This is a genomic window from Methylopila sp. Yamaguchi (genome assembly GCF_002897035.1).
In the GTDB taxonomy this organism is placed as follows: Bacteria; Pseudomonadota; Alphaproteobacteria; order Rhizobiales; family Methylopilaceae; genus Methylopila.
The window spans coordinates 177,857-203,591 of the sequence record NZ_BAUX01000004.1 but is presented as its reverse complement, the minus strand read 5'-3'; the positions used below and the strand labels follow the sequence as shown (position 1 = coordinate 203,591).

Below are 25,735 nucleotides of genomic sequence, written 5' to 3'. Positions count from 1 at the left end.
AGATGCCGGCAACCCAGAGGAAGCCGCGCGTCCTTTTGTTCGCGGTGGACGCCGGTTCAGCAAGCGGGGGAGCCGTAACTTTTGCTGTGCGATCGAACGGGTGTCCGCACTTGATACAGACGCTCGCATGGTTGCTAACGAGGTGCCCGCAGGCTGGGCATTTTTCTAATGCGATATCGGCCATTTGTGCCCACCACCATCACTCAACGCGGACCACCTCTACCATGCGATACACCCAAGTTCGCGGTGATGGTCGCCAAGTGGGTCCCTTCAAACCGAGACGCCGCGCATGGTATCGGACGGTCGCAAGCAGTGGCGCCCGGAGAACCACCTATTCGCACGACCACAATCGCGATCGCCGCGGCGTTCCTGGCGACGTCCGAGCCGGCGGGCACTGCCCAGGAACGGACCGGCCCGGCTTCTGTGATCGACGGCGACACGATCCGCGTGGATGGCGAGCGCATTCGCCTGCGCTCCGAGGCCGGGCCGATCGACGCGCCGGAGCTTCGGACGGCGAAGTGCCAGCTTGAGCTGTTCCGGGCGGAGGCTGCGCGCGACCGGCTGAAGGCGCTGCTGAAGGACCGCGAGCCAGAGATCCGTCAGACTGGGACCGACAAGTACGGGCGCCCCGTCGCCATCGTGCGCGTCGACGGGAAGGACGTTGGGGCGATCCTGGTGCGCGAAGGACACGCCAAGCCTTGGCCCACACTGCGGCGGGCTGATCGGCCGGAGTGGTGCGGACCAGAGCGATGATGTCGGACAAGGAGGATGCTCGGGAGGACGACGCGCAGATCGCGGCGGTTCGAGCAAAGCGAGCCCTCAAGGCTCTCGACCTCGCCGTGGCGGGCGGCGCCGTGAGCGGACCTGCAGTCTTCTATCCGCCCGCGCCCGAGTATGGAGCCCTGGAGACTGATCCAGCCGCAGAGCGCCACCGCGGGGACGCTGCGAAGGGGCTGACGTGAGCACGCTCGAACGAGCCATCCAGATCGCGACCGAGGCGCACGCCGGGCAGGTCGACAAGGCCGGCGCGCCGTACATCATGCATTCGATGCGGGTCGCCTTCGCCTGCCCCGTCGGCGACGCCCGGATCGTCGCCGTCCTTCACGACGTCGTCGAGGACACACCCTGGACGCTGGAGGGGCTGCGCGCGGAGGGCTTCAGCGAAGCGGTGCTGGCCGGCGTGGACGCCGTCACGCGGCGGGAGGGCGAAACCTACATGGAGTTCGTCGACCGGGCCGCGAAGGATCCGATCGGCCGGATCGTGAAGCGCGCCGACCTGCTCGACAACATGGACACGACGCGCCTCGGCGAGATCACCGAGAGCGACAGGTCGCGCCTCGAACGCTACGCCAGGGCGCTGGACCGGATGGGCGCCTCCGCCTGAACAATCGGCCTAAACTGCAGCCGGCCACGCTCTCGTCTTCCCAACAAAATCTGACTGAACACTGTCGTACACTGTCGGCGACTCGCGTCTTGCAACGCCTGCGATTTACGGCAAGGCCGCGACGCCGCTCTACAGACAGGCGTAGATCCTCGTCGCCGTCGGAGATGTGGTCCGCATGGGGGCGCTTTGAAGGGAATGGCCGCCGGCTCGCGAGAGATCATTCGAACCTTTCGTCCCGCTCTCGATCCTCCGCAGTCTCTCGTTCCCGCGCCCTCGCAACCTCACGCGCGAGTCGGGCCTTAGCGTCGGCCACGATCGGCATCAGGCTCGCCGAGACAACAGTCTCCAGGTTGTCGAGCAAGCAAGCGTTCGCCTCCATCAGGGCTGCGCGCGAGCCGCTCCAGCTCATAGGCCGGAACCGCTCTACGAACACCGCCAGTACGCTTCCGGGGTCCGGCGCATGGGCGAGCAGAGCCTTTGCCTGCTCCGACCAGACCGTGGGCCCGCTCTCTTCGGCGCGGTGTGCGAACGCGACGAAGGAGGCCGCAAGAGTATAGCGTCCCTGGCGGTCTTGGTTGCACCAAGTAATGAGCTCATCGCACGGGATCTCGTCAGCCGCGTTCGACCGGCGATTAAACACATCGGCACCCGCCCGGTGCTCCTGGTCATCTCCTTCAAACAGGGCGTCTAGAACAGTCGTTGGCTGGACCGCTAGTAGGGCTCTCAACAAGTCACTGTTGTCGAACGAGTAGGTCTCGTAAGCCGCGACGGCCCGCTTCAGCCGGCCGGTGATCTCCGTCGCGAGGGGCGCGGCTTCTGGACCTGCAAGGCAGGCTCGCACGACCGCGGCCAGCTCGCGGGCTGCAAGCTGGTTGCCCCTCCGGAACCTGATGCGCCCCAGAAGATCTCGACCGGCCTCTAGGAGCTCAGGCTCATGCTGTCTCTGGGCCGAGCGGTCCGAGTAGAGGCGCATGTAGAGAATATTGAGAGCTACCTCGAACCCTTCCGGCTTGTCGGCGATAAGGAGGAGCAGATCTCTCAGTTCGCCGCCTCCAACTTGGTCGGTCGTTCGACCAAGCGCCAGGTTCCCATACATCCAGACCGGCACCTGATCCGAGTTGAGCGCCTGCTTTAACCGCTCGACACCGCGCGCGTCGATTTCCACCGCTGAGTGCAGTAGCGGAACGAACGGGATCAGGATCATCTGGTCGGAAGCGACGTCGAGGAGATCTTGCGCAAGGCCTCTGTCCTGCTCCCAAACTTCGGCAAGAAATCCTCGGAGCACCTGAACGTTGCGGTGCTCCGGCGGGATCTGCCCGAGACCCTCTATGAGCCTTGACCATGTCGCGCGGCTGTTCTCGGCTGCGCCTGCGAGCCCACGACCGAACGCCCAGGCCCTGGTCCCGCCACGGAGAAGGTCAGGCAATAGACCTGCGAACACCGTCTCGTCAGCGGCGACCGCCGCGCCAAGCTCGGTGGCGATCGCTTCAGGGCGCTCGAACTCGCCCGTGTTGTCGTCTTCGAGGTCAATGTCATCCAGATCAAGACCGCCCGACCTGTCGCCTAGCACAATCGCCCGGACCCGTTCCGCGAGGTTGGATGGCTTAAGCGCAGCTTCCAGAGCGGAAAGGCGACACAAGCTGTCCGGGCCCATCCGGTCCCTATCGAAACTCATAATCTGCCGGCACGCGACCCAGCCCTCTCGCCAGAACCCATCTGCGGCAAACCAGTGGGATACGCCCTCCAAGTCGTCAAACATATGGGCCCAGGTCCACAGCCCGCGGAAGTTTCGCGCCAGCAGACCGCCCAACTCGCGCTTGAGCACCCCCTCGGTGAACGCCAATCGTACGATTAGCGCCAGCGCGGCGCCGTACCACTGGGAGACGTCCTCGTCACTCCCGGGCCGGTAACCGTAATCCCGTGACCGCCCCCCGAACTCGAACCGATGGACGGAGCTGAAGTGCGTCGCTTCCAGAACTTCGTCCAGGGCGGCCAAGCCCAGCGAACGCTGCTTTACCTCGCCGGATCGGATCAGTCGCTCGATGACCCCGAGGCGCTGCTCGATGGTGGCATGCGTCCCTGACAAGTGGATCGTGAAGAGCGAGACGAACGTGTCGGAAGCGTCTTTAGCCTCCCGCTCGTCCGGGCTCTGCGTCGCCGTCAGTACCAGCAGGGAGGCGCTTCGTTCGAATAGGGGCGGGTCATAGGCCAGCGAGCGCAGCAACGACCGATATTGTCTCAAGACGGTCACGGCCACCTCGGGATTGCCGCCGCCCACCCGCTCCAGCGCCGAGAGCGCGGCCCCGGGCGACACTGGGGCGACGTTCTTGAACATCGCTCGGCCGAGGTCGTTGAGAGCCGTGGCGTCTCCCAGCAGGCCACCGGCCGCGAGCCATCGCTCGACGATGGCGATAGCGCGGGGGTGCTCGTGTAGGAACGCCAGCCGCCGCGAGAAAGACCGCGCGAGCCGATCCGCTCCGCCCATCACGAGCTGCTGATCGATAAGGTCGTACGGCGTGTCCTCGAGGGCGCGTGCCGCGAGCCGGTTCGCGATGGCGTGCGGCAGCACGGCCCGCCAAGCGCTGCGCTGCTGGACGAGGTCCCGTCGTAGCAACTCGCCCACGTGTCGGTAGAGCTCCCGTGGCGCTTGGTCCGCGAGCACCGCGAGGCGCGGCAGCTCCGCCTCATCGCCCGCCAGCGCCTCGCCTTGAAAGGAGTAGACCAGCGAGCAGGCTTGAGCCGCCAGGAGCAGAGCGTCGTTGGCGTCGTGCCTTTGGCGAAACAAGCGCTGGAAGAGCTCGTCGTCCGAGAGACCCGCAATCGTCTCGGACTGCTCGACCGTCCCGGCAAGGGCGACGGCGATCCGGGCGTTACCACCGGACGCCTCGGCGATAGTGCGCGCGTCAACCTCGGACACGTGCGGGAAGCGGCGTCGGATCAGCTTCTCGATCAGCTCGGGCGAGGATGTGTCCAGGGTGACGACCTGCGTCCCCTCGGGCTGGTCGTCGCGCACGTCGTACTCGACCGTGAGGACGCTGACCGTGCTGCCTGGTGCCGCGCACAGATCCGAGAGCCTGCGGTGGAGATCTGGAGGACAGTTGTCGACTATCAGAATGGCGCGCGTGCGGTTCGCGATCAGGTCGGAGGCGAGGCCGGTTGGCTGCGGGTCGGGGTTATCCGACAGGTTGGTGTAGACCGCGAGCGACGGCGGCAGGGGGCGCGAGCCGATGCCCGCGTCGAAGAGAGCCTGGACAAAGCGGGTTTTCCCTACCCCCGACAAGCCGACTAAGCGCACAATCTTGCGAGGTTGGGCAAGCTCGTCGCGCATCTCGTCGATGGCGTCGGCGACGGGCTGCGCGGGCGCGTCGCGGTGTGCGCCAAGGTGGAGGCGCAGCTTGTCGTCAAGCAGGTACTCGGCCTCGACGTCCTCCGCCGCGCCGCTCCACGGCCCGTAAGGACGCCAGCCGGCGAGGGCGCGGCCTACCCTCTCCTTGACCCATGTAATCAGCCCGGGGTGCTGTCGCACCCAACTCGCAAGCCGTGTGCGATCGTAGAAGTCAGTGTGGAGCTGGGCGGCATCCGCGACCCCGGTCAGGGCCTCGCGCATGGCGTTTCGCCGGTTGCGAAGGGCGATGTCGGCCGTTGACCCGTGCGAGCTGATGATGACATAGGCGCCCGCCTCGTTGGCGAGTTCCTGGATGACGGGCCGGATCGCACCATCCGGCCGCATCTCCGCGAGGATGGCCGCCCGCGGCATGTCTGGTGTCTTGACCTGGAACCCGGTGGAGAACCTAGAGATGTAGCCGTCGGTGGAGGTGTCCGCGGGCAAAGCGACCCGTACGTCGAGGCCACCGTCCGCGGCGGTCTGATTGCCGCCCCAGGTCACCGCAGCGGTCGACATTCCCCGGCTCGCTAGCTCGGCCTCGCACAAGCGGCCGACGAGCTCGCGTAGATCAACATCGTTGAGCAAGGCAATCTCGTCAGGGCTAATGTCAAACATCGCTCGTCGCGTACTCGTGTCATGGCGGGCGTGCTCATGCGCGTTCCTTACCCTTTATCACGTTAGTTTTTCCGGCCTACAGCCGGACGCTCCGCGTTGCCGCTATGGTCAGCCCGCGGAGTCTAGCGCTTTTCCGACGGCCGGTGCCGCGATTTCCCCTGCTCAACACCCGGCCTTAACCGCGGGCCGCCACGCTCTCGTTCATGACGAGACGCCCGCGGCCGCCACGCCGGGCGGCGGACTCCGGCACGCGGCGCTCGCGGGCATCCCGGAGCATTGATCCGAGAAGGAAGCCGCCCCCTACGACGCCTGGGGGCGCGATCCTCGTCAAGCCACCACGAAGTCTGAGGCTGAGAGCGTCGTCGGCGCCGAGGCGAGCGTCGCGAACTTGACCGCCGCGACGCCGCCGAGACCGTCCCGGTCGAAGAACAGCGAACCGCTCGTCGTGTCGTAGATGATCCGGTCGTCGGCTTCGGTGGCCGCGGCAAGCCCCGCGCCAGCCTGGAATTGGCCTGCAGCGAGGGCCGTTCCCGCGGTCAGTCCCCTGAACACGGCGTCGTCGAGCTGGACGAGGTCATAGACCGTCGAGAAGTCGCTGATCACATCGGCGTTGGTCGCGCCGAGGCTCTGGTCGAAGACGAAGACGTCGCGGCCGGCGCCGCCCGTCAGTAGGTCGACGCCCGCGCCTCCGCTTAACGTGTCGTCGCCGTCGCCCCCGAGCAGCGTGTCGGCGCCCGCCATCCCGTACAGCGTGTCCGCGCGCGCGCCGCCGTCGAGCACGTTGGCGTATTTCCCGCCGGTCAGCGTGTCGAGGTACTTGCCGCCGGTCAGGTTCTCGATCGAGACATAGACGTCGCCCGCCGCTTCGCCGCTGTTCAGCGAAGGCGTCGTCAGGTTCGCGACAACGTTGCCCGTGGCCCCGGCGTAGGAGGCGGTGTCCAAGCCCGCGCCGCCGTCGAGACTGTCGGCTCCGGCCCCTCCGAGCACCGTGTCGGCGCCAGCTCCGCCGGATAGGGTGTCATCGCCCCCGAGCCCGCTCAGGGTGTTGGCGTATTTCGTGCCGACGATGACGTTGGCCGCGGCGTTGCCCACGCCGTTTGCCGCCAGGCCCGTCAGCGTGAGGTTCTCGAGCGTGGTCCCGAGCGTGTAGCTGACCGAGGCGTAGACAAGGTCGATCTCCACCCCCGCCGCTTCCCCGCCAATCACGTCACCGACGTCATCGATGTAGTAGGTGTCCGCGCCCGCGCCGCCATAGAGGCGGTCTGCGCCCGTTCCGCCGTCGAGCGTGTCAGCGCCGTCGCCGCCGTAGAGCGAATCGACTCCGCCGCCGCCCGAGAGCGCGTCCGCGCCCGACAGCCCCTCGATCTTGTTCGCGCCGGCGTTGCCGGTCAGCACGTCCGCGCTGGCCGTGCCCTGCAGGTTCTCCACGCCGATCAGCACGTCGCCCTCGGCTGTCCCGCCGGACGCGGCGCCGGTCGCGAGGTTTACGGTCACTCCGGAAGTGCTGTCGGCGTAGCTGACGAGGTCCACGCCGCCGCCGCCGTCCAGCCGGTCGCCGCCGAGGCCGCCGATCAGCGTGTCGGCGCCTTCTCCGCCTTCCAGCGTGTCCGCCGCGCCGTCGTCGCTGGTCGGACCGATCGCGGCCTGCCAACTGACCCCGTCCAGCCAGAGCTCCGCGAAGTTGGCGATCGATCCGCCGATCAAGATGTCGTTTCCGCCGAGCCCGCGAAGCAGGTCGGCGCCGTTCAATCCCATCAGCGCGTTGGCGGCGCTCCCGCCTTCCAGCGTGTCGGCAAAATTGGTCCCGCTCGCGCCCTCGACCCCTACGATTGAATCTCCCGCAGCGTTGGCGCCGCTGAAACCGCCGGTCGTGAGGCTGACGCCGACCCCGTCGCTGCCGCTCGCCGCGTAGACGATCCAGTCGCGACCGGCGCCGCCGTCGATGCTGTCGGACCCTGTGGATCCGTTGGAGATGTAGTCGTTGCCGGCGTCGCCCCTGATGGCGATCGCTTTGCTGCTGAGGACGCCGATTACGTCGTCGCCGTCGCCGCCGTTCAAGGTGTCGGCCGGTCCGGCGTCATAGTTCCCTCCGAAAATCTGGTCGTCCCCGGCGTCGCCGAAGACCACGTTGACGCCCCGGCCGTAGGCGCGGATCACGTCGTCGCCGTCACCGGCGTGCGCCTCGAACGAGCCGTCGGACGCAGCCGAGAGCGTGTCGTTTCCACCCAGGCCATTCACGATGAACAGGTCGCCCGCCGCGATTGAGGGACGGGTCCAGTTATTCGGATTGTCGTCGAGCGTCGCCGAATAGGTCGTCATGCGCATCCCCCCGAAGTCGGCGCGCATGGTTCTGATGCACGCTGCGCGTGCAAACTACCTGCATTACGAGCGATCAACAGATCGGTAAAAACCCGGACGGCCTAGGCGTCGTCGTTCCGCAGCAGCTCCATCTGATAGGTCTCCGTCGCAGGCGCGACCTCAACCGGCCGATGTCTTGGCGTGAGCCCCGCGCTTTGCGTCAGCAACTGATTTGGATCAGCCGCGTTACCGCTCTACCTTGAGCGGAGAACGGTGCATGCCCATACCCTATGCCCTTGTAGCGGAAGACGAAGTCATCTGCCGCATGGACGTCGCAGACGTGCTCACTCAAGCTGGCTACCAGGTGCTTGAGGCTGGCGGTTCCGACGAGGCCATGGGCCTACTGTCCGAACATCACGCATCGGTCATACTAATGCTCACCGATGTCGACATGCCCGGCTCGATGAATGGTCTCGCACTCGCGCACAAGGTCCATGAGAACTGGGCGCACATCGACATCGTCGTGTGCTCGGGCCGTCATCAACCGAAGGATGGCGAGCTCCCGCCACCAGCCGTCTTTCTGGGCAAGCCGATCGACCGAATGAGCCTGCTCGAGCTCGCGCAGAAGGTCGTGAAGACCCCAAGGCCCGGGGTCACACCGCTCTAGCAACGGGCAGTTCGTCGACCCGATCGCAGCGCGGCGAGCGCATCTCGAACTTGGTCGCCCACGGCTTCTTCACGGCTTCTTCACGCCTGCAGCCGCCGGCATGGCGACCCGCGCCGGAATTGGCGCTGGTCGCGCCGGTCGCCGCCATCACCAGCGCGTCCGTATCCCGGTCCCAGCTGCCGACCTGCGCTTTGGGACGTCTTCGGCGCGCATCCGTCGTACGTCAAAAGCTGCGAGCACTTGTCCAATAGAATGCTACAGCACGTGCAATGTCGGCACGGCGGCCCACGGGCCGCGGGCGGGGTTTGTACGGATGGCGCCGTGGCTCCTCTCGAGCCTAGAACGTTCGGCCGGTCAGACGGAGAAGGGCCCCCGAACCTCTGAGCTGTCTGAGGAAATCGCCATCCTCGCGGGCACTGATGGCGGGCCGGAACAGGAATCGGACTGGGTTAGAGATGCCATATCGAGTGAGCTGCGGACCGTCGGTCGGCCGCGCGACAATCATCGAGCACTCGGCGAAGGCAGCGCTCGATCGGGTGCGCACGCTTCAGGAAGATGGCCAGTCGAACATCGTCGTCAGCCATCTCGAAAAGGGCGAACTAACAATTGCGGACCTCAAGGCGGCTGCCTCTAAGGATTTGCCGCAAGATCCTGTCTGAAATCGGCGGGCACGACGACGCTTGCGACTTCTCGTAAGGCCTAGGCGTCGTCGTTTCGCAAGAGTTCCATCTGGTAGGTCGCTGTCGCCGGCGCGATCTCGTCCAAGCCTCCGTCCTGGCGTGAGCCGCGCGCCACCACGATCAGGGCGTCGTCCGGGAGCGGCCGCTGCAGCGCCTTCGCCTCGGCCCAATCCGCGCGCAGCCAGACGTCGATCTCCTCCGCGGTCGTGAGGATCACCGGCATGGCCTTCGGATGGATCGGCGCGACGACGGCGTTCGGCTCGGTCGTGAGGAAGCCGTAGGCGTCGACCGTGACCTCGCCCTCGGCCTTCTTCCGCACGCTCGTCCAGGTCGTCCAGATCCCGGCGAACACGGCGAGCGGCCGGCTCTCGTCGCGGGCGAACCAGACGACCTCCTTCTTCCCGCCCGGCAGCGTGTCGTATTCGCTGAAGCTCGAGAACGGCACGACGCAGCGGTTCGCCGGGCCCAGCCAGCGGCGCCAGTGCGGCGAGGCCGTGTTGCGGATGTTCGTGACGCCAGGATCGGTCGTCCGTCCCTTCAGTGCGAACACCGGTGACGGCATGCCCCAACGCGCCAGCGCGAGCTCGCGGCCGTCGGCGCCCTCACGGACGATCGGCGCGGGATAGTCGGGGAAGATGCCCGGCATCGGCGGCAGGTTGCCGGTGCGGTCGACCATCGCGCGCGTCAGTTCGCGGATCGCCGCCTGGCCCTTGGTGAGAGAGTAGAGATTGCACATGCGATCCAGCCTGCAGCGGGCGGCGTCCTATTTCCAGACCCGCTTTCGACCCTTCGGCAAGCCGGCGCGCGTCCGGTCCCATTGGGCCTTCGCCTCCTCAATCGGGATGTCCCGAGCATAGGGCTCGCGCGGCGGGTGCTGATCCAAGACCCGCATCACCTGCTTCAGCTCGATCGTGTCACCTTCCTCCAAGCGAACTTCGCTCTTGGCGCAGGCGAACGCCGCACGAGCGATCTCGGGGTTCGGAGACGCGGCGAGCAGCCGGTGAAGAGCGCCCTTGGACCAGTGCTCGACCGTGTACTGCATCGCGGCGAGTTGCGAACGACGGTCGGCCGCACCGCTCGAAACGGCGGTCTCGCCACCAGGCGCCGGCGGGACGAAGACAACCGCGACGCGACGAGAGCCGCAGGCGGGGCACATCAGGCGCTCGCTCATCCGCGCGATCGGGAAGTTCGGCCCGCGGGTCCAGACGACGGAGGCGAGGTCCAGTTCAGCTTCGCGTTGGCACTCGCGGATCGACTTCAACCCGTCGCGCTTGCCGAGCGCGCAGCGGACCTGAAGGCGCCACCCGGCGCGCAGGGCCTCTCCGAGCGTCTCGACGCTCACCCGGCGGCGCCGGCCTTAACGCCTTCAACCACGTCCTCGGGCACGTCGCCGAAGACGCCCAGGATCACGGCGTCCTCCCAGTCGCCCATGCGGGCATCGCCGGTCCGCGAGAAGGCGACCCCTCCCCCGTCGGGAGCTTCAGCGTAGCGCTGCGCTTTGCGCTTGGTCGATTCGGCGCTCTGCGCCTGAAACGGCTGGTCCGCCTCCTTCTTTCCCTTCCCGTTGCGCCTGAAACCGAGCACGACGTGAATTGTCGTCGTGGCGTCTTTCTCGATGCCCATGTCATTCTCCGCCGCGATCCGAGCCGCGTTTGAAAAATGGATCCCATGAGAACGAAAAAAGAACAAGAGTGGGCGTTGTGGTGGCCGCTCGTTGCCGGTTTCGTCGGCATGGCCGTCATCACAGCATCTCTCATGGCGCTGATGCTGTGGGCGCTGAGGGGCTGAAACGCAAAAAAACGCCCGCCCCGGCCGAAGCCGAGACGGGCGCTGCGATCGTTCGCCTTGGCAGTCAGACGACGGAGAACGCCGAGACGTCGGCCGCGGTGAATTCGGGCGCGCCGCGAAGCGTGGCGAGCAGGACGGCCTGGCCCGAACCCGAGCCGTCGGCGTCGAAGAACAGGCGGCCGTTGCTCTCGGCGTAGATGAAGCGCGCGTCCCCGGTGGTCGCGATCCCGCGGGCGTTCGATTCAAACGACGTCGCGTCGAAGGTCGCGAGGCCGAAGCCTGCGAGGTCGATCTGGATGCGGTCGACGCCCGCCTCGAAGTCCGTGATGACGTCTCCCGCATCACCAGCGTCGGTGAAGGCGAAGACGTCCGCGCCGGCCCCGCCCGTCAGCACGTCCTTGCCCACGCCGCCGGCGAGGGTGTCGTCGCCGGCGCCGCCGTAGAGCCGATCGACCCCGTCGAGGCCGGAAAGCAGGTTGTTCTGATCGTTGCCGACGAGCTTGTTGTCGCCGTTGTTGCCGAGGCCCTTGACGGCCTGACCGATGAGGCGGAGCTCCTCAACGTTGTCCGTCAGCTGGAACGAGCCCTTAGACAGGACCACGTCGTAGCCCTCGTCGGCGAGTTCGACGACGACGTCCTTGTACGTGCTCACGACGTAGACGTCGTCACCTTCGCCGCCAACCAGGCGGTCAATCCCGCCGCGGCCGTCGAGGCGGTCGTCGCCGGCGCCGCCCAACAGCGTGTCGGCGCCGCTCGCGCCGAAGAGCTTGTTGTCGAGCTCGTTGCCGGTAAGCGTGAGGCCGGTCGCGCCAACCGCCACGATCTTCTCGACGTTCGCGGGCAGGGCGTAGTCGACTGTCGTGTACACCGCGTCATAACCTTCGCCGCCGAGCTCGGTGATCACGTCGTCCGCGCTGTCGACGTAGTAGAGGTCGTCGCCCAAATCACCGATCATCTCGTGCGCCCCGTCGCCCAGAACGCCGAGCACGTCAGACGACGCAGTGCCTGTGATCGCCGCCGAACCGCTACCCACCTGGTCTCCGAACGTGAAAATGTAATTTCCTGCGCCTTCCAGATAACCAGCCACTCTGATCCAGTACGTCTCGCCCGCTGTAGCCCCGAACGAAACTATAGAGTCGTTATAATGCCCAACTTGCCCGGAATCATCATTATAAGTAATTTGCTGTAACGATGAAAGAGATTTACTACCGTCCGTCGATCTGTACGCAACCAACGTTGTGTCAAAGTCTGACCCAAATGTATTAAACGCAACAGATCCCGTCGCATCTGCAGTGTATACAAACCATACGTTATAATCGTAGGAAAATGTCCCACCGTAGTATTCGTCTGTGTCATCAGGCGCGCCTGGCTCTCCGCTCTGCGGCGTCGCCTCGATGGTGCTCCCCGCGTAGGAGAAGCCGTCGCCAGTCACAATGACGGCATTCTCAAAATCGTCGTTCAAAGGGCGAGCCAATGTGCATCCTCCGGCACAGATCCAGCATCCACGATGCGTAACATCCCTTTATGACTCATGATTGCCGGCTTAGCATCAGCAAATGTCCTTACGGGAAGTAGTTCCCGCTTCTATCTATCGGTGTTGCTTGCAAGTCACTTTCAATATTAATGCTTCTTTAACTGTTCGTACGCAAGGCAGGAATGAAGTGGACAGGCCTTGCGGGAAGTGAGCGCCCTCTTCCACAACTGTCACCTTCTCGTATGGTCTTCCGTAACCGGAAGAAAGGTCATTAGGTCCCGAAGAGCCCGACCCCCATGGAGGTTGCGAGCAGAACGCCGGCGACGAGCGCCCCCAGCGAGAACGCGATCGCGAGTAGGACCCAGTTGCCGCGGGGGACTCTGCCCTCCACCGATCCGGGCGACGTCAAATGCAGCGTCGCGCCTAGCAGCTTCACGAACACGATGAACGTCACGAAGTCCGACGTCAGCATCCACTCCGGGCGGTCGAGCCAGCGCTGCGTGATGGCCCAGACGCCCAGCATGATATCGCCCGCCCACGCCACCCAAATGCCAAGCACCAGCTGCTCGCCGTCCCGGATCGGACGCGCCACCATGGCCTCTAGGAAGCCGGGAAGGTAGGCGAGCAACACGCCGACCGAGACGACGAGCAGGATGACGCGCGTCATCGCGTAGAGGGGGAGGAAGTCGACGATCGCGGCGAGCGCCCAGAAGCCGGCGATGACGCCCGCGCCCTGCCAGAACGTCGGGCTGCGGGCGAGGCGCCCGACGTAGCGCGCGGCGCCGGCCGCCGAGAACCGCAGTCTTGTGATCATGCTCACCGCTTGTCTCCGGCGACGATGCGTGCGGCCGCCTTAGCGGCCTCGATGGTTCGCGCGGAGCCGATGACGGCCTGGCGCGAGGTGGCGGTGACGTAGAGGCTCGAGAGCGCCTGTCGCTCGCGTGCGGTCGCCATGGCTTCGCTCGCTTCTTCGAAGCTGCGGCCGCGGGCGCTGAAGGCCGAGAGGAGCATGCGGATGACCCCCTTCATGAGGGAACTCGCTGCTGAAGGATCGCCTCCACGCGGCGGGAGTGCTCTTCGAAGCGCCGACTGTGCTCGTCGAAGGCCGCCGCGCGGAGAGCGGCGAGATGCGACAGGGCGGCCGTCGCCTTGGTGTTCTCGTCGAGCGCTTCGGCGTTCGCCTCCATCGCGCGGGTGCTCGCGTTAAGCGCCTCGACGAGCGCCCTCACCTCTTCTTCGCGCCGCGTGAGCAGCGCCTCGCGCCCCCGCCAGAGGATGCCGATCACCGTGAGGAGGATCAGGACGACTACGCCCCATGGGCCCTGCTGGAGAAGCCAGGGGAAGACTGCTGGGTCCACGAGCGGTCAGGCCACCTTGGCCGCTTCGGCGACCGCAGCGGCCGTCACGACCGCCGCCTTCGCCTCCGGCAGGCGCGCGGTGATCTTGTCGACTAGCGCAGCGTCCGACTGCTTCAGGCCGGTGACCGACTTCGGGTTGACCGCCTTGGTGCCTTCCAGGACCTCCTTGAGGATCTGCCCCGTGACCTCGGGTCCGATCGCTGAGCCGGCGAGAGCACGGCGGGCCAGAGCCGCCTTCAGCAGATTCTCGATCGTCCGATAGAGCGAGAGCGCGAGCTTCTCGTCCTTGATCGCCTTAAGGGTTTCGAGCGCCTTCGCGCCGGCGTAGGCGAGCAGCGCGGCGCCGATCGTGACGGCGGCCTCGACCGCGTAGGGCCGCAGTCCGGCCCAGACGTCGTTCAGAAATTCCATGGCTCAGGCCTCGGAAGGGTTGGCGAGCAGCGCCGCGGCGCGCTTGCGGAACAGGTCGCCGACGGCCTTCGCGCCGACGACGGAGGGATCGAAGGCAAGGCGGGAGATGTCCCACTTGCCGCGCTGGGTGATGCCGAGCGTCCCCTGCACTTCGGCGTGGCTGAGCACGGTCCGCGGCGTAATGGGGACGTCGTAGCGTCGGCAGAGGTCGGCGAGGACGGCCGGTAGTTCGTCCCACTGCGCCCGCGTCATGGGGTGCGGGCCAGCCTTGAACGGGCTCTCAACCGCTCCGGCCATGCAGCACAGCGAGACGCCGATGAACCCGCTGTTGCACTTCAGCGTGTGGGCCGCGTAGCCGCTCTTGAGCCCGCGGGCGTCGTTAAGGTCGATCGACGGCGTCCCGCGCACCAGCTTCCCGTCGGCCTCGATCAGCAGGTGATAATGCGAACGGTCTAATGCAGATGCCCTGTGAGCGCCGGCTGTCCAGTGGACTACGATCCCCTTGATCAAGGCCGCCGGCATCCAGGATGCCGGCACAGAAGAGGGCTTTGTCGCCGACGTGCCAGGAGGGGGACTTGGCGCGTCGGCGGGCGCCGGTGCGCCTTTCACTAGAGCAGCCAAGGTCGCCAGCTGCGACAGGCGACCGAAGTCGCCGTCCACTCCGTCGCGGTTCGGGCCGGCCGTGCCGATGGTGTAGCCGAGCGCCTTCAACCGACGCTGGACGTCTTCAACGCTCATGGCAGTCTCCGGACATGAAAAAGCCCCGCGCGAGGACGGGGCGATGGGGTTGATGCGATATCGCTTGCGCAGCACTGCGCTGAATGCGATTAATGCGTTATGAGACATGAACCCCATACGCAAATAATCGCTACGGCCTCCGGCGAGAAGCTCGTTGTCCTAACGAAAGCCGACTATGACAGGCTCATCGCCGCGGTTTTTGAGGCCCAAGAACACATTCGAGATATCGCGGCGTTTGACGCTGCGGTCTCTCAGCCAACTGCTAAGGTCATCGAGGTCGAGCGAGATGCCGCACTCGCGATTTTCATCCGCGCTCGGCGCAAGCAGTACGGGCTGACCCAAACGGAACTGGCCGCAGCATCGGGGGTCGGACAAGGCTTCGTGTCCGACATCGAATCCGGTAGGCGCCGGCCGTCAGCAGAGGTGCTGGCGAAGCTGGCTGCGGCGCTGTTTTTTGATCCAGCAGCCCTGGACGAGACATCGCCGGGCGCCGGCCGGTGACGGACATTCAATCTGCCGACTGGTTCCGCTGCGACGAGCCGCTTGAGTTCGAGGTCCTGAGCAAGGGCGAAGATGCGGAGCGCCGCCGGTCATTCGGCGCCCGGTGCATGCGGATCGTGCCGGCTGGCCAGAAGTGCTGGGAGCATTCCCCTCAGGGTGCTGCCCCTCAGTCGTTGACGAAGCCGTTGTCAGGCAGAGACTCGTCGTAGGGCTCCACGGCCATCACTCGTCGCAGGGCATGAGCGCCCGGCCGTGGAACATCATCACGAACGAGATCGGCGAGGCGTTGGGCGTGACCACGTTGAGGTAGAGGTGGTCCGCCTCAAGATCGATGCCCAAACCGCCATTGAGGTTGGCGAACGTCTTCCGGCTGCGTAGGTCCGATGTCATGCCGGAAAGCGTCGTCGTCGTCGGCAGCACCTCAATGCCGCCACCGCCTGCGCCGCCGGTGTTCGAGTAGACGCCAAACGTCAGCGCCCCAGGCGTGCCGACCACGTTCACGATGTCGATGTCGGTCACGACGTAGCGTCGATACGGCGACATGCGGATCCACTGATCCCCGGCCGCGTTGCCGTTGACCCGCTGGGGCGCGTAGTCCGCGTCTGGGAACCAGATCGGCCCCATTTGCGTCGCGGGCGCCGACACGTAGCGTGGCGCGCCCTGCTTGCCGGACGGGTTCGTGATAAAGATCGGATAGACGCCGCGCGGGATGTGGCTGACGAAGACGCCGTCATGGAGGAAGGCCTGGCCGTTCGCCGCCGCCTCCAGTTCCTCGCGCGAGATGTCCGAGGAAGAGCCGCCGCCAGAGCCGCCGAGGCCGGGGTTGAAGACTTTCATCCGGGCCTCCTCAGAGCGACATGTTGAAGCCGGCGGCCTGAAGGCGCGGCTTGAGAGCGGCGTGGGAGACGTCGACCACGTCGATGCCGAGATCGAGGGCGAGTGCGATGGCGATACCGGCGACCTCGCCCTGCATCATCTTGATCGTCTCGATCCGGAGATCCGTCGACATGATGTAGCTCTCGGCGCCGTTCCAGCCGAGCAGACCGTTCACGCAGTGCTGCTTGTGCGGCTTGAAGAACCGCCACGGAACGAGCCACGTGCTGGTCTGGTGGGGCTCCGGGCCGCCTTCCTTCCAAGAGATCGCCGTCTCCGGGTCCCAGTACCAGAAGTGCTGGTGGCTGTCGGCGTTGTAGCCGGCGTGGCAAGTCGGGTCCGGCGGGATCCTCTGAAAATTGTTCCACGTCGCGGTGTAGATGCCGCGGGCACGACGGCAGGACCGGATGTAGGGCTGCGGCGGCCAGCCGGGGACGCGCCAGTAGTTCGTCTGATAGACCTCCCCCGGCAGCGCGTACTTGTTGAGGTTCGTTTTGAGCTGGGCGCTGGTCAGCGGGCTTGAGTAGGCCGCGAAGATCTTGCCCGCGGTCGCGAGGAACATCTGATCCTTGAACCAGCGGGCTTGGTTCGGCGTCCGCAGCAGCGGGTATTTCCGCGCCAGCAGGATCTCGTTCATGTTCGTCGGGTTGGTCGTGTGGAGAGAGTCGTCTTCGGGGCGCGTGTCGCACGGATGGCTCGACGCGATGTGCCCGATGTTCGTCGCGTTCCGCTGCAACAGCTCGCTGATGAAGTCGGTGTAGTTCTCCATCCGCCAGCCCAGGGCGAGGAGCGGCGCCTCAAGCGTCGACCAAGGGCGGCGGTTCGCCTTGGTCGACATCATGAAGCGCCAGTTGAAGCCCATGGTCGTGAGCGAGCCGTAGCCGTCCGGCAGGCTCGGGCGATGGGTGCGCGAGCGGTTGAGGTTGCCGTTCGGGAGGCGAATCGGGAAGTCCACCTTCAGGTTGTCCGTGACCGCGAAGACGGCGTTGCCCGAGTTCTCCTCGTCCCACTGCAGACGGTCGATGCGGCCGTACTCATGGGGAATGCCGACGTCGTCATGCGATGCAAGCCAGCTCTCGTAGGAGTAGTCCGTCCACTGCTTGCAGAGGACGGTGTCGCCGTTGCTCAGGCTGACGCTCTTGACCCGCTTCGTCACCGGGTCCTTGTCGACGCCCGTGATGTCAACCGACTTCACGACCGTGATGTTCGGATGGTTGATCAGCGTCGTGTTGATGACGTGGAGCACCCAGAGCGGAGAGACGTTCCGCGGCAGGCCGTTCGCGGGGTGCAGGCCCGCGGGCGCGTTCGTCCCGTCCCAGACGGCGCCCTGGCTCTCGGCGTAATCCTTCACGTCGAGCCAGAACTTGTTGGCGCGCCCCGCTGGCGGTCGGCCGGAGTAGTCCACCTGAAGCACGCCGGCGACGCACATGCCGCCGAGTTCGTTCGTCCACTCCTGGACGTAGACCTCGTAGCCCTTCTCCGCGATCGTGCGGCCGGCGATGAGGCCCGCGATCTGTCCGCCGCAGATGAAGGCGTCGACTGTGATGGTCGCCATGGATCAGGCCCCCGCAAGCGCTGCGACGAAGGCGGCGTCGGCGTCCACGAGGCCGTCGCGCTGCGTCTTGGTGAGGAAGGGCAGAAGACCGCCGCCGTAGACCGGGCCCGGCCAGAACGACACGGCCGCGTTGTTGGTCGAGGAGCCGGCGCCGAGCTTGAAGGTGTAGGCGTCGGTGTAATCGAGAGGCGACGAGACGACGAAGTCGGCTTTCTTGTGAGTCGCGATCGTGTTGATCGCGTCGTTGCGACTGGCGAAGACGTGGCCGCCGCCGCCCGCCGTGTGCTCGGGGTTGTAGTAGATGTCCGCGTAGGCTTGCCCCGACCCGGCCATGTTGGCGGAGAAGTCGGTGATGCGCATGCGGGTGCCGTTAAGGTGGTTCAGGGAGAACCGCAGGCGCTGCGACCCGGCCGCGATCTGCGCGGAGGTGTGGGTCTCCGGCCCGATCTCGACATAGCCCGTGTGGTCGCCGGGGGTGACGCCGGCCGAGAAGCCGACATTGGTCTCGATGTAGTCGTCGGTCCCGTCGAAGGCCCAGTTCGACCACGGCACATGCGTCGGGGAGCCGAACGCGCTCGCGATGGCGCCGGGGCGCGCCCAGTCGAGGAGGCTGTCGGTGAGGTTCGGGGCGCGCGCCGTGAGCAGTGTGGCGCCGGCCGCCCGCGCCTTCTGGATGATGCCAAGGAGCCAGAGCGTCCGGAAGCGGTTGCGGATCGCGGTCTGCTGCGCCGTCGTCATGCTGCCGGAGTAGCGGGCGAGGTGCTCTTCCGCCGCCTGCGCCGCGCCGGCCGTAAAGATCGGGTTGTCCGGCGTCGTCGTCGTGAAGTGGCAGGAGAACCGCGCGCCATCCTTGTTGGAGATGATGCTGAAGGCGCCCGGCACGAAGTCGTTCGGGCTCTCCGCCTCGATGTAGCCGAGCCGGCCGATCCTCCACTTCGCGTCCGACATCGCGGCGATCGACTTGTCGCCGTCAACGATGCCGATCTCGGCGTCAGAGTCCTCGGACAGATTCTGGATGAAGACGCTGTAGACCTCGGGGGCGCTGGGGATGATGACCCTCCCCGTGGTCCCGATCGTCTCCTTGACGATGTCGTGGGGGTAAAGGTCAGGGCCAGCAGCCATTTGCTTGATCCATGCTTCGAGGTCGGCTGAGGACAGCGTGCGGGGGGCTCCGCCGGCGTCGCGCGTGAAGAAGTCGAGATTGGCGGGGTCGGCGACGGGCGTGGCGGAGGCGAAGCCGCCGTCCGTGATGTCGTCGACCGCGACGTAGAGGACCGCGAGCACGCCGTTCGTGACGCCCTGGCCGTTCGCGGCGTAGCGTCGGACAGCGACCGTGCCCGCGGGCAGCGCGACCTCAGCCTTGGTCGCGTCGGTCGAGATCGTGGTCGCGTACTCCTGGAAGCCGTCCGCGACGCTGATGATGTGCGTCTCGCCGAGCTGCAGGGTGCTGATGCCGACGAGGTCTTTGTCGAAGGCCCGCACGCGAAGGTTCGCGCGGTTGAACGCTACGTCGTCAACGAGGCGGATCACGCCCATGCGGACGCGGTAGACGCGGCCCGGGACGATGTAGTCGAGCCCGATGGGCCCAGCGCCGTTGGCGCCGGTGATCGCGAGACCCCTGCCCCGCACGGTCGGCGCGATCACGAAGTTCGGGCCGCCGTCGAGTACCTTGCCGGCAGTCGCCGGAGCGATCGTCGGCTGGTAGGTCCAAGTGTGCGGCTCTTCGGCGGGGCGCGCGAGGATGCGATTCCGGAACAGCGCGTCGAGGAGTGCCGCGTTGCTGAGGATGTCCGCCTGACGCGGAGTGCCGGCGCCGGGGTTCAGGCAGCAGTAGCGCGGGCCGTCCGCGATCAGTTCGTAGCGCTTACCGACCTGAAAATCGCCGGCGCGGAGCGCGGCGCCGTTCATGTCGGTCACCGACCGATCAAAGGTGTCTCCGTTGATACGGGCGACGACCGGGCCGGTGTTTTCGATCGTCGGGACGTAGATCAGCCGGGCGTTGTTGTTGCGCAGGTCTGTGTCACTGATCGGGAGGCCAGACGTCGTGCCGATGATGACGTTGGCCTCGGTGTTCGCCGCGAGCGCAAGGCGGCGAGTCTGCGCGATTGAGGGCTCGCGGGCGGTGTAGAGCCCGGTCGCGCCGGACATCAGCACCCACCGCGACCCGGAATAACGGGCGCTGTAGACGCGTCCGGGCTGCAGATCGTCGGCCGTGAGCGCGGTGTCGCCCTGGCCCCGCAGATCCTTCGCGCCGAGGTTCGAGACGTTGAGCGTCGGCGACGCGGTGTTCGCGGCCAGGACCCGGAAGTAGATGAGCGCGCCGACCCTGAGAGAAGCGAGAGCCGGCGTCGGGTTGATGACGAGCGTGTCCGCCGTTCCGCTGCCATCCACGACGGCGAACGGCACGACGCCCGCCAAGGCCTCGACGGCGGTCACCCGCGCGATCAACGAGGTGATGTCCAGACCGCCGGTGATGTCGTCGGTGACGTCCTTCACGAACAGCGAGATGACGCCGGTCGACTGGCCGTTCGAGATGATGCGGGTCCCGGCGCGGCCGTAAACCGCGGTCGGCGCGATCGTGTAGTCGAGCGCCGTCATCCCCGTTGGAATGGGCGCGCCGTCCTTGCCGATGAACGCAAACAGCGAGCGCGGGCCCTGACTGGTCACAGGGTTCGGGTCGGTCTTCAGATCGACGTCGCTGATCGCATTGCCGTTGCCATTCAGGTTGAACCAGCGGAGCTTCACCGGCTGCGCGGTCGAGGGATTGGCGAGCCGGACGTAGCGGGTGGAGACGAGGTAGGTGCGCCCGTCCTCGATCTCGAAGTCGGTCGCCTGGACGAGGTCCCGCCAGCCGGTCTGATCGTCGATGTCCTCCGGCCGGATCCGCCAGTAGGACCCGAGCGCGGTCGTCGTCTCCTTCACGCCGAATGCCGGCGGCGGGAGTGCAACAGCCTTGCCGGCCGTCTGGTTCGAGAACAGCGCAGGCGCGTCGCCGGGACGGGCGAAGGCTCTCCCCTTCATGTCACTCAGCGGTGTGATGGCCGCGAGCGCTGCGGTGGCGTTCCCCGCAGCGGCGGAGTACAAGGTGTCCTTCTCGGTCGTAAAGGCGGCCGTGGTCTGGTCGAGAACCGTTTTGCGGCCCTGGAAGACCAAGTTGAGGCCACTCTGGATCGCGGCCAGCAAGCCCGTCCACGTGAAGTAGCCGATCGCGCTCGAGTTCTGGCTGTCGAGGATCGGGAAGCGGTCGCCGGCGGCCGGGTTCGCCTTGACCGACCCGGCGAGGAGGTTCGTCCGGGTGTCAAACGCTTCGCCGATCCGCGCCCGCAGGCTCGCCCACGAAATCCTGCCCATAACGAAGCCGGTGGCGGCGTCGAGCAGCGCGAGGATGTCGCTGTCGGCCGGCGAGGTCTTGGGAGGGGAATTTGCGATCGCAGCCGCGACGTTCTGGGCGTCGGTGACGTCGGCGCCGGCCTCGACGGCGTCCAGCTTGGCCTTGTCCGCCGAAGCCATGAAACCCGCAGCATTCGTAGTCGCCGCCCCGTGGCTGTGAGCAGCAGCGGCCTTGCCGTCTAGCGCGCCCTGTAGTCCGGATACCGTCGAGATCTCCTGGACGCCCGTGTGCGTGCCGCGGTCCCGCAGCTGTGCGTCAGTGGAGTTCGCGGTGGCGGCGGTAGCGATGCCCGCGAGCTTGTTCGCAAGCGGCGTGATCTGTCCCTGCAGCCCGGAGTCGTTCAGGCCGCGCGTCACGACCTCGGACGCGATCCGGTCCTCAAGCTTCTTCAGCGTGTCGCCGGACGTGGAGGCGCCACCGAGTAGCGCGGCGACGGCGGCGGCGACGGCGGCTGGGATATCGCTTGCGCGGACGACGCCGGCTCCGGGGTTCAAGCAGCGCCAGCGCGCCCCGCCGTCCGCCACGAACAGGTACAGTTTGCCGACCTGGAAATCGCCGGCGACCAGACTGCCGTTGTTCATGTCGCGGACCGGACGGTCCGTCGTGTCGCCGTTGATCCGCGCGAGCACCGCCCCGGTGTTCACCGCCGCCGGCACATAGATCAGCAGGCCGTTGTTCGAGAGGAGATCCGTCGGCGTGATTGCCGGCCCAGAGGTCGTCCCGATGATCAGGTCGCCAGTGGCTGCAGGATCGAGCGTGATCCGCCTGGGCTGAGAAAGACCAACCGAAGCGGCGCTATAGGCGCCAAGTGCGCCGGTGACGAGGTCCCATCGCGTGCCGGTGTACCGGGCGGCGTAGACCCGCCCTGCCTGCAGGTCGTTGGCGACGAGGCTTCCGCCCGTCATGCCGCGAAGGTCCTTCACGCCGAGGCCGGACACGTTGATCGTGACAGCGCCGGTGTTCGGGCCGTTGACCCTGAAGTAGACGAACGACCCGACCTTCAGCGACGGCAGTGCTGGCGTCGGGTTGAGGATCAGCGCATCGACGGTGCCTGCCGCATCTGCGACAGCGTAGGGAAACAGGCCGGCGATGGCCTCAAGCGCCGCGATGCGGGCGGAGAAGTCCGCGAGCTGCGCCACGGCGGAAGCCGCGAGCGTCATGCCGGCATCGACCCAGGCCGATGCGCCCTTCACCCAGATCTTGTTGTTCGCCGCCGTGCTGTCGGCGTAGACGAGCGCGAGCCGACCCACCGCGCCCGTCGCGTAGTCCGCGTCCATCGCGGCCTTGGTCGCATAGAGCGTGGCACTCCCGATGACGACGCCGTTCGCGATCAGATTGACGGCCTGCTCGATTACGCCGCCGAGCGCGCGAGCGTCGGCCTTCCACACCTTCCGCGGCCCGGACGAAGGCAGGTTCGGGGTCTCAAAGTCCCGAAACGTCAGCTGGAAGCTGTCGATGATCGACGCCATGAGGCGGGCTCCACGCAAAAAGCCGCCACGGCGTGCCGGGCGGCTTGGTCAGGTCGGAATGGGGGTTAGTTCAGTCGCGGAAGGCGATCATCCGGAACGACAGCGTGACGCTCGAGATGGCGACGATCGCTGGGAACAGGATCTGCACGGGCACCTGGCCCGCGGTGGTGACACGCGCGGTGGAGATGATGACGTAACCGGCGGGCACCGCACCCTCCGGCCAGAGCAGCACGCGGTCGGCGACCTTGGCCGCGGGGACTGCGACGTTCAGCGAGCGCGCTGCCAAGGACACGCTGACGACCGTGTTGAACGTGACGGAGGAGACGCCGTAATCGATCCTCGGCGTGGCGCTCGCAGCAGCCTTAGCCTCAGCTTTGGCGTCGGCCGCCATGGCCGCAGTCCCCGCGACCGCGCTACCGACGGACTGCGTGGCCTTCTGGACCTCGTCGACCCCGTCCGTCCAGTCGCGCACCTCCCCCATCATGACGAGATCCCCGCCTTGAAGTTGTCCAGGAAGTCCCCGGCGACGGCCGTGGTGATGACGAACCCAGGCCGCGAGGCGGCAAGCAGATCGCTCCCAAGCGAGCCGGTGACGATCGTCGCTCCCGCAACTTTCAGGGTGAGCGCGGCGCCCGCCTTCTCAAGTCGGACCTCGGATCCAACCGCCGGAATCGCCGCTGACTGACTGGCGATCGTGACGTTCGATCCGCCGGCGACCCGCTTCATCAGCTCCCACATCGTGCCGCGGTAGCGCGCCCAGATGTAATTCGAGCTGTCGACGACGATCGCGACGATGCCGTTGGTGGAGGCGGCCGCCGCAAGCCATTCCGCGGACACCCACATGTTCGGCGCGAAGGTGTCGGGCGCCGCGTAAAGCGTGGTTCCGGAGATCGCCGCCTGAACCTTGCCGCTCACGACCTGAGCCGATCCGGCCGTGCCGCCGATCCGGGTCCAGTTCGCAGGAGCGACCGTCGTCAGCGCACCGTCGGAGTAGGCGAACGCGTCGCTGAAGGTCTGGCCCGGGATGGTCACCACTAGCGGACCAGCCGGAGCGACAGAGGCGATGCCCGAACCGTTCAGGGCGTCGCCGTAGTAGTGCTTCACCTGCGGCGTCAGCGTCTCCGCGAACGTGCGCACGTCGCCCGCAAGGCCCGCCTGAACGTCCAAGGTCGGCATGTTCGCGACGGGGGTGCCGGGCACGCCGCCACGGAGGCGCAAGAACCGAGTGTGCGTGTCGTTCGTCTTGCCGCGCTGCGAGATCTCGACCGTCGAGCCCGAGAGCGAACTGACCTTCAGGTTCTCCGGCGTGCCGGGCGCAACGTTGTCTGAGATGATCGTGATGGTAGCGGTGGGAGACCAATCTCCGTCGTCGCCGCCACCGCCAACGTAAGCGGTCTGGACTTCGTAGTTGCCGTCCTCGACCGCATCGCTCAGGACCTGCAGTACGGCGTCGTCGGGCGCGGTCATATTCCGCCAAGTGCTCGCCCCAACCTTGCGGAAGCGGCCGGTCAGCGAGAGGTTCGGCCATCCCTCGACGGGAGGAGAGGTCGCGCTGATCTTGGCGACCAACGTCCCGCCGATGGTCTCGCGTATAACCGCGACCGTCGGCTGCGGCGGCTTCGGAAGGTCATCCGCGTCGTCGCTGTTGTCCGGGATCGCCGGGCGCCGGCCTTCCTTGCTCGTGTCCCAGTCGTAGCGCGCCGGATCCACGCTCTGGAACTCCACCCGATACGAGCCGTTCGTGAACATCTCGTCGTGGAAATCGGTGATCTCGCACGGCACCATCCGGGTCGACGCGCGGCGCCCGTAGTTCAGCATGAAGAATCGTCGGCCGCGCAGGTTCTCGCCATAGGGGCGCAAGACCATCGTCCCGCGGATCTTGCAGCGCGCCTTGTCGAACTCGATCTGGGCGAGCCGCCGTCCCTGCGTCCAGGACTGGCACCACTCCGCCTCGACGTCGCGCGCGACCGGCTGCGCGCCGGCGTCGATCTCCGCTTGGTTGACCCAAGGGTCCGCCGCGACCTTGCCGTAGTTGTGGTCCGGCGAGTTGATCTGGACGTTGAGCTGCGTGATGCGCTCGTCGGCCATCCGGCCGCGCCGGATGTCGATGTCGTAGATGTGGAGGTCTTCGATGACCACCGCGGGCTCATAGTACCAGCCGGCGTAGACGACGATCGCGCCGTCGCCGCGCTCCGCGAGCCACCCGTCGCACGAGCGCAGCATCGCGCCGACCACGCCGCTGCGGGCGGTCTTCGTGTCGAAGTGGCCGCCGATCGTGTAGCGGGGCTCAACCGTCCCGTCGCCGCGCAGCACCTCCTCGTCGCACTTGTCCATCGCCGCGCGCCAGTAGGCGGCGACCGGCGCGTAGACCCGGCCCACGGGGCGGCCATAGCCGGCGGGGCAGTGGCAGTAGAAGTTGAGCAAGCAGACGAACGGGTTGCGCGTCCACTTCCACGTCGTCGGGTCCGTCTCGATCTGGGTCGGATCGCGCGGATCCCAGCAGCGCTGCCAGCGAGCGACGACGCTGAGCCGCGGGAGGCCGAACGGCAGGCGCTTCGTGTACTGCTTCTCGGACGGGGTGTCCGTCAGCAGAAGCGCCGAGGCGATGGTGTCGCCACGATGGTCGGGCGTCCAAGCGTTCGGCAGCGCCGAGACCATCTGGCTGTACGGCGTCTCGGTCCGGAGACCCCTGCGCCAGAAGATCTGAACGATGAGATCGGGCGGGATATAGCCGCGGTAGCGGCCCTTCCCGTAGTTCACCGGGCCGTCGACCTGCCCGGCGTCGAAGGTCACGATGTCGTCGTGCAGGTAGAAGGTCTCGTAGCCGTCGATCTCGCCCTGGTGGAAAGCGATGACGTCGTAGGACTTCGCCCCCTTGCTCTTGTAGGCCGCATAGGCGCCGCCGTTGCGGTCGCGCCCGTAGCCGTAGATCGCAGGCGGCAGCGCCTGCTTCATCGACTGCTTGCCGTCGGCGGGCTCCGGCACTTTCGGCTTCTCGGCGAGCAGCAGCTGCGCGCCTAGAAGGACGCCCGAGAGGATGGTCGAGCCGACGAAGCCGGCCAACGTCGTGCCGAGGAACGCGGCGCCGGCGGTCGCCGATGACACGCCGATCGTCGCGAGGACGGCCGCTCCAATCGCCTGGGGCATC

At 66.6% G+C, this 25,735-nt stretch carries 22 protein-coding genes; 5 read left to right on the top strand and 17 right to left on the bottom strand.

The window, feature by feature from the left end; all coding sequences use genetic code 11:
• Positions 1-423 precede the first annotated feature (423 nt).
• Together METY_RS21040 and METY_RS06725 are read left to right on the top strand one after the other, a co-directional pair.
• Entirely contained in the window at positions 424-753 is a 330-nt protein-coding gene (locus METY_RS21040; RefSeq protein WP_160147321.1) for a thermonuclease family protein, read from the top strand.
• Positions 754-958: 205 nt separating this feature from the next.
• Entirely contained in the window at positions 959-1,384 is a 426-nt protein-coding gene (locus METY_RS06725; protein ID WP_103120616.1) for an HD domain-containing protein, read from the top strand.
• 217 nt (positions 1,385-1,601) lie between these two features.
• Here the strand turns inward: METY_RS06725 and METY_RS06720 are convergent, their stop codons facing one another.
• Together METY_RS06720 and METY_RS06715 are read right to left on the bottom strand one after the other, a co-directional pair.
• A complete protein-coding gene (locus METY_RS06720; protein ID WP_103120615.1) occupies positions 1,602-5,384 on the bottom strand; it encodes a hypothetical protein in 3,783 nt (1,260 codons plus the stop codon).
• 327 nt (positions 5,385-5,711) lie between these two features.
• A complete protein-coding gene (locus METY_RS06715; RefSeq protein ID WP_160147320.1) occupies positions 5,712-7,703 on the bottom strand; it encodes a calcium-binding protein in 1,992 nt (663 codons plus the stop codon).
• Positions 7,704-7,959: 256 nt separating this feature from the next.
• Between METY_RS06715 and METY_RS06710 the strand changes: the two genes are divergently transcribed.
• Positions 7,960-8,349 (top strand): response regulator, encoded by a 390-nt coding sequence (locus METY_RS06710; protein WP_103120613.1) that lies wholly within the window; start codon positions 7,960-7,962, stop codon positions 8,347-8,349.
• On the opposite strand, the gene METY_RS20805 is transcribed toward METY_RS06710, so the two are convergent.
• Entirely contained in the window at positions 8,336-8,497 is a 162-nt protein-coding gene (locus tag METY_RS20805) for a DUF4113 domain-containing protein (RefSeq protein ID WP_146035675.1), read from the bottom strand. The genes METY_RS06710 and METY_RS20805 overlap by 14 nt on opposite strands.
• Before the next feature lie 319 nt (positions 8,498-8,816).
• Between METY_RS20805 and METY_RS06705 the strand changes: the two genes are divergently transcribed.
• Positions 8,817-9,008 (top strand): hypothetical protein, encoded by a 192-nt coding sequence (locus METY_RS06705; protein ID WP_103120612.1) that lies wholly within the window; start codon positions 8,817-8,819, stop codon positions 9,006-9,008.
• 40 nt (positions 9,009-9,048) lie between these two features.
• Here the strand turns inward: METY_RS06705 and METY_RS06700 are convergent, their stop codons facing one another.
• The 9 genes from METY_RS06700 to METY_RS06660 form a co-directional block, all read right to left on the bottom strand.
• Complete coding sequence (locus METY_RS06700; RefSeq protein ID WP_103120611.1) at positions 9,049-9,765, bottom strand: SOS response-associated peptidase; 717 nt, start codon at positions 9,763-9,765, stop codon at positions 9,049-9,051.
• Between the two features lie 27 nt (positions 9,766-9,792).
• Complete coding sequence (locus tag METY_RS21370) at positions 9,793-10,371, bottom strand: hypothetical protein (RefSeq protein ID WP_103120610.1); 579 nt, start codon at positions 10,369-10,371, stop codon at positions 9,793-9,795.
• On the bottom strand, positions 10,368-10,652 hold the full coding sequence (locus METY_RS06690; RefSeq protein WP_103120609.1) for a hypothetical protein: 285 nt from the start codon (positions 10,650-10,652) through the stop codon (positions 10,368-10,370). Before METY_RS06690 ends, METY_RS21370 begins: the two co-directional genes overlap by 4 nt.
• A 229-nt stretch (positions 10,653-10,881) precedes the next feature.
• Entirely contained in the window at positions 10,882-11,772 is an 891-nt protein-coding gene (locus METY_RS21365) for a calcium-binding protein (RefSeq protein ID WP_244593547.1), read from the bottom strand.
• A gap of 790 nt (positions 11,773-12,562) precedes the next feature.
• Positions 12,563-13,111 carry a hypothetical protein gene (locus METY_RS06680; RefSeq protein ID WP_146035673.1) on the bottom strand — a complete coding sequence of 183 codons (549 nt, stop codon included), beginning with the start codon at positions 13,109-13,111 and terminating at the stop codon, positions 12,563-12,565.
• Positions 13,108-13,320: a hypothetical protein gene (locus METY_RS06675; protein ID WP_103120606.1), complete on the bottom strand. Its 213-nt coding sequence runs from the start codon at positions 13,318-13,320 to the stop codon at positions 13,108-13,110. The genes METY_RS06680 and METY_RS06675 overlap by 4 nt, the downstream gene beginning before the upstream one ends.
• A complete protein-coding gene (locus METY_RS06670; protein WP_103120605.1) occupies positions 13,317-13,649 on the bottom strand; it encodes a hypothetical protein in 333 nt (110 codons plus the stop codon). Before METY_RS06670 ends, METY_RS06675 begins: the two co-directional genes overlap by 4 nt.
• Positions 13,650-13,655: 6 nt before the next feature.
• Positions 13,656-14,060: a hypothetical protein gene (locus METY_RS06665; protein WP_103120604.1), complete on the bottom strand. Its 405-nt coding sequence runs from the start codon at positions 14,058-14,060 to the stop codon at positions 13,656-13,658.
• A gap of 3 nt (positions 14,061-14,063) precedes the next feature.
• Complete coding sequence (locus METY_RS06660) at positions 14,064-14,798, bottom strand: peptidoglycan recognition protein family protein (protein ID WP_103120603.1); 735 nt, start codon at positions 14,796-14,798, stop codon at positions 14,064-14,066.
• A 99-nt stretch (positions 14,799-14,897) separates the two neighbouring features.
• On the opposite strand from METY_RS06660, the gene METY_RS06655 reads away from it, so the two are divergent.
• Entirely contained in the window at positions 14,898-15,299 is a 402-nt protein-coding gene (locus tag METY_RS06655) for a helix-turn-helix domain-containing protein (RefSeq protein ID WP_103120602.1), read from the top strand.
• A gap of 222 nt (positions 15,300-15,521) precedes the next feature.
• Here the strand turns inward: METY_RS06655 and METY_RS06645 are convergent, their stop codons facing one another.
• From METY_RS06645 to METY_RS06625, 5 genes are all read right to left on the bottom strand, one after another.
• Positions 15,522-16,136: a hypothetical protein gene (locus tag METY_RS06645; RefSeq protein WP_103120600.1), complete on the bottom strand. Its 615-nt coding sequence runs from the start codon at positions 16,134-16,136 to the stop codon at positions 15,522-15,524.
• A 10-nt stretch (positions 16,137-16,146) separates the two neighbouring features.
• Positions 16,147-17,727: an FAD-dependent oxidoreductase gene (locus METY_RS06640; RefSeq protein WP_103120599.1), complete on the bottom strand. Its 1,581-nt coding sequence runs from the start codon at positions 17,725-17,727 to the stop codon at positions 16,147-16,149.
• Positions 17,728-17,730: 3 nt separating this feature from the next.
• Complete coding sequence (locus tag METY_RS06635; protein ID WP_103120598.1) at positions 17,731-22,587, bottom strand: hypothetical protein; 4,857 nt, start codon at positions 22,585-22,587, stop codon at positions 17,731-17,733.
• Between the two features lie 70 nt (positions 22,588-22,657).
• Positions 22,658-23,071 carry a hypothetical protein gene (locus tag METY_RS06630; RefSeq protein WP_103120597.1) on the bottom strand — a complete coding sequence of 138 codons (414 nt, stop codon included), beginning with the start codon at positions 23,069-23,071 and terminating at the stop codon, positions 22,658-22,660.
• Positions 23,068-25,734 (bottom strand): hypothetical protein, encoded by a 2,667-nt coding sequence (locus tag METY_RS06625; RefSeq protein WP_200819613.1) that lies wholly within the window; start codon positions 25,732-25,734, stop codon positions 23,068-23,070. The genes METY_RS06630 and METY_RS06625 overlap by 4 nt, the downstream gene beginning before the upstream one ends.
• Position 25,735 lies beyond the last annotated feature (1 nt).

Excerpts from the sequence above, each read along its gene's own strand:
- METY_RS06700 (WP_103120611.1), bottom strand. The coding sequence starts at position 9,765 with ATGTGCAATCTCTACTCTCTCACCAAGGGCCAGGCGGCGATCCGCGAA.
- METY_RS06655 (WP_103120602.1), top strand. The coding sequence starts at position 14,898 with ATGAGACATGAACCCCATACGCAAATAATCGCTACGGCCTCCGGCGAG.
- METY_RS06660 (WP_103120603.1), bottom strand. The coding sequence starts at position 14,798 with ATGAGCGTTGAAGACGTCCAGCGTCGGTTGAAGGCGCTCGGCTACACC.
- METY_RS06630 (WP_103120597.1), bottom strand. The coding sequence starts at position 23,071 with ATGATGGGGGAGGTGCGCGACTGGACGGACGGGGTCGACGAGGTCCAG.
- METY_RS06720 (WP_103120615.1), bottom strand. The coding sequence starts at position 5,384 with ATGTTTGACATTAGCCCTGACGAGATTGCCTTGCTCAACGATGTTGAT.
- METY_RS06625 (WP_200819613.1), bottom strand. The coding sequence starts at position 25,734 with ATGCCCCAGGCGATTGGAGCGGCCGTCCTCGCGACGATCGGCGTGTCA.
- METY_RS06665 (WP_103120604.1), bottom strand. The coding sequence starts at position 14,060 with ATGGAATTTCTGAACGACGTCTGGGCCGGACTGCGGCCCTACGCGGTC.
- METY_RS21365 (WP_244593547.1), bottom strand. The coding sequence starts at position 11,772 with ATGATCGGTGATTTGGGCGACGACCTCTACTACGTCGACAGCGCGGAC.
- METY_RS06710 (WP_103120613.1), top strand. The coding sequence starts at position 7,960 with ATGCCCATACCCTATGCCCTTGTAGCGGAAGACGAAGTCATCTGCCGC.
- METY_RS06645 (WP_103120600.1), bottom strand. The coding sequence starts at position 16,136 with ATGAAAGTCTTCAACCCCGGCCTCGGCGGCTCTGGCGGCGGCTCTTCC.
- METY_RS06690 (WP_103120609.1), bottom strand. The coding sequence starts at position 10,652 with ATGGGCATCGAGAAAGACGCCACGACGACAATTCACGTCGTGCTCGGT.
- METY_RS06640 (WP_103120599.1), bottom strand. The coding sequence starts at position 17,727 with ATGGCGACCATCACAGTCGACGCCTTCATCTGCGGCGGACAGATCGCG.
- METY_RS06715 (WP_160147320.1), bottom strand. The coding sequence starts at position 7,703 with ATGACGACCTATTCGGCGACGCTCGACGACAATCCGAATAACTGGACC.
- METY_RS06675 (WP_103120606.1), bottom strand. The coding sequence starts at position 13,320 with ATGAAGGGGGTCATCCGCATGCTCCTCTCGGCCTTCAGCGCCCGCGGC.
- METY_RS06635 (WP_103120598.1), bottom strand. The coding sequence starts at position 22,587 with ATGGCGTCGATCATCGACAGCTTCCAGCTGACGTTTCGGGACTTTGAG.
- METY_RS20805 (WP_146035675.1), bottom strand. The coding sequence starts at position 8,497 with ATGGCGGCGACCGGCGCGACCAGCGCCAATTCCGGCGCGGGTCGCCAT.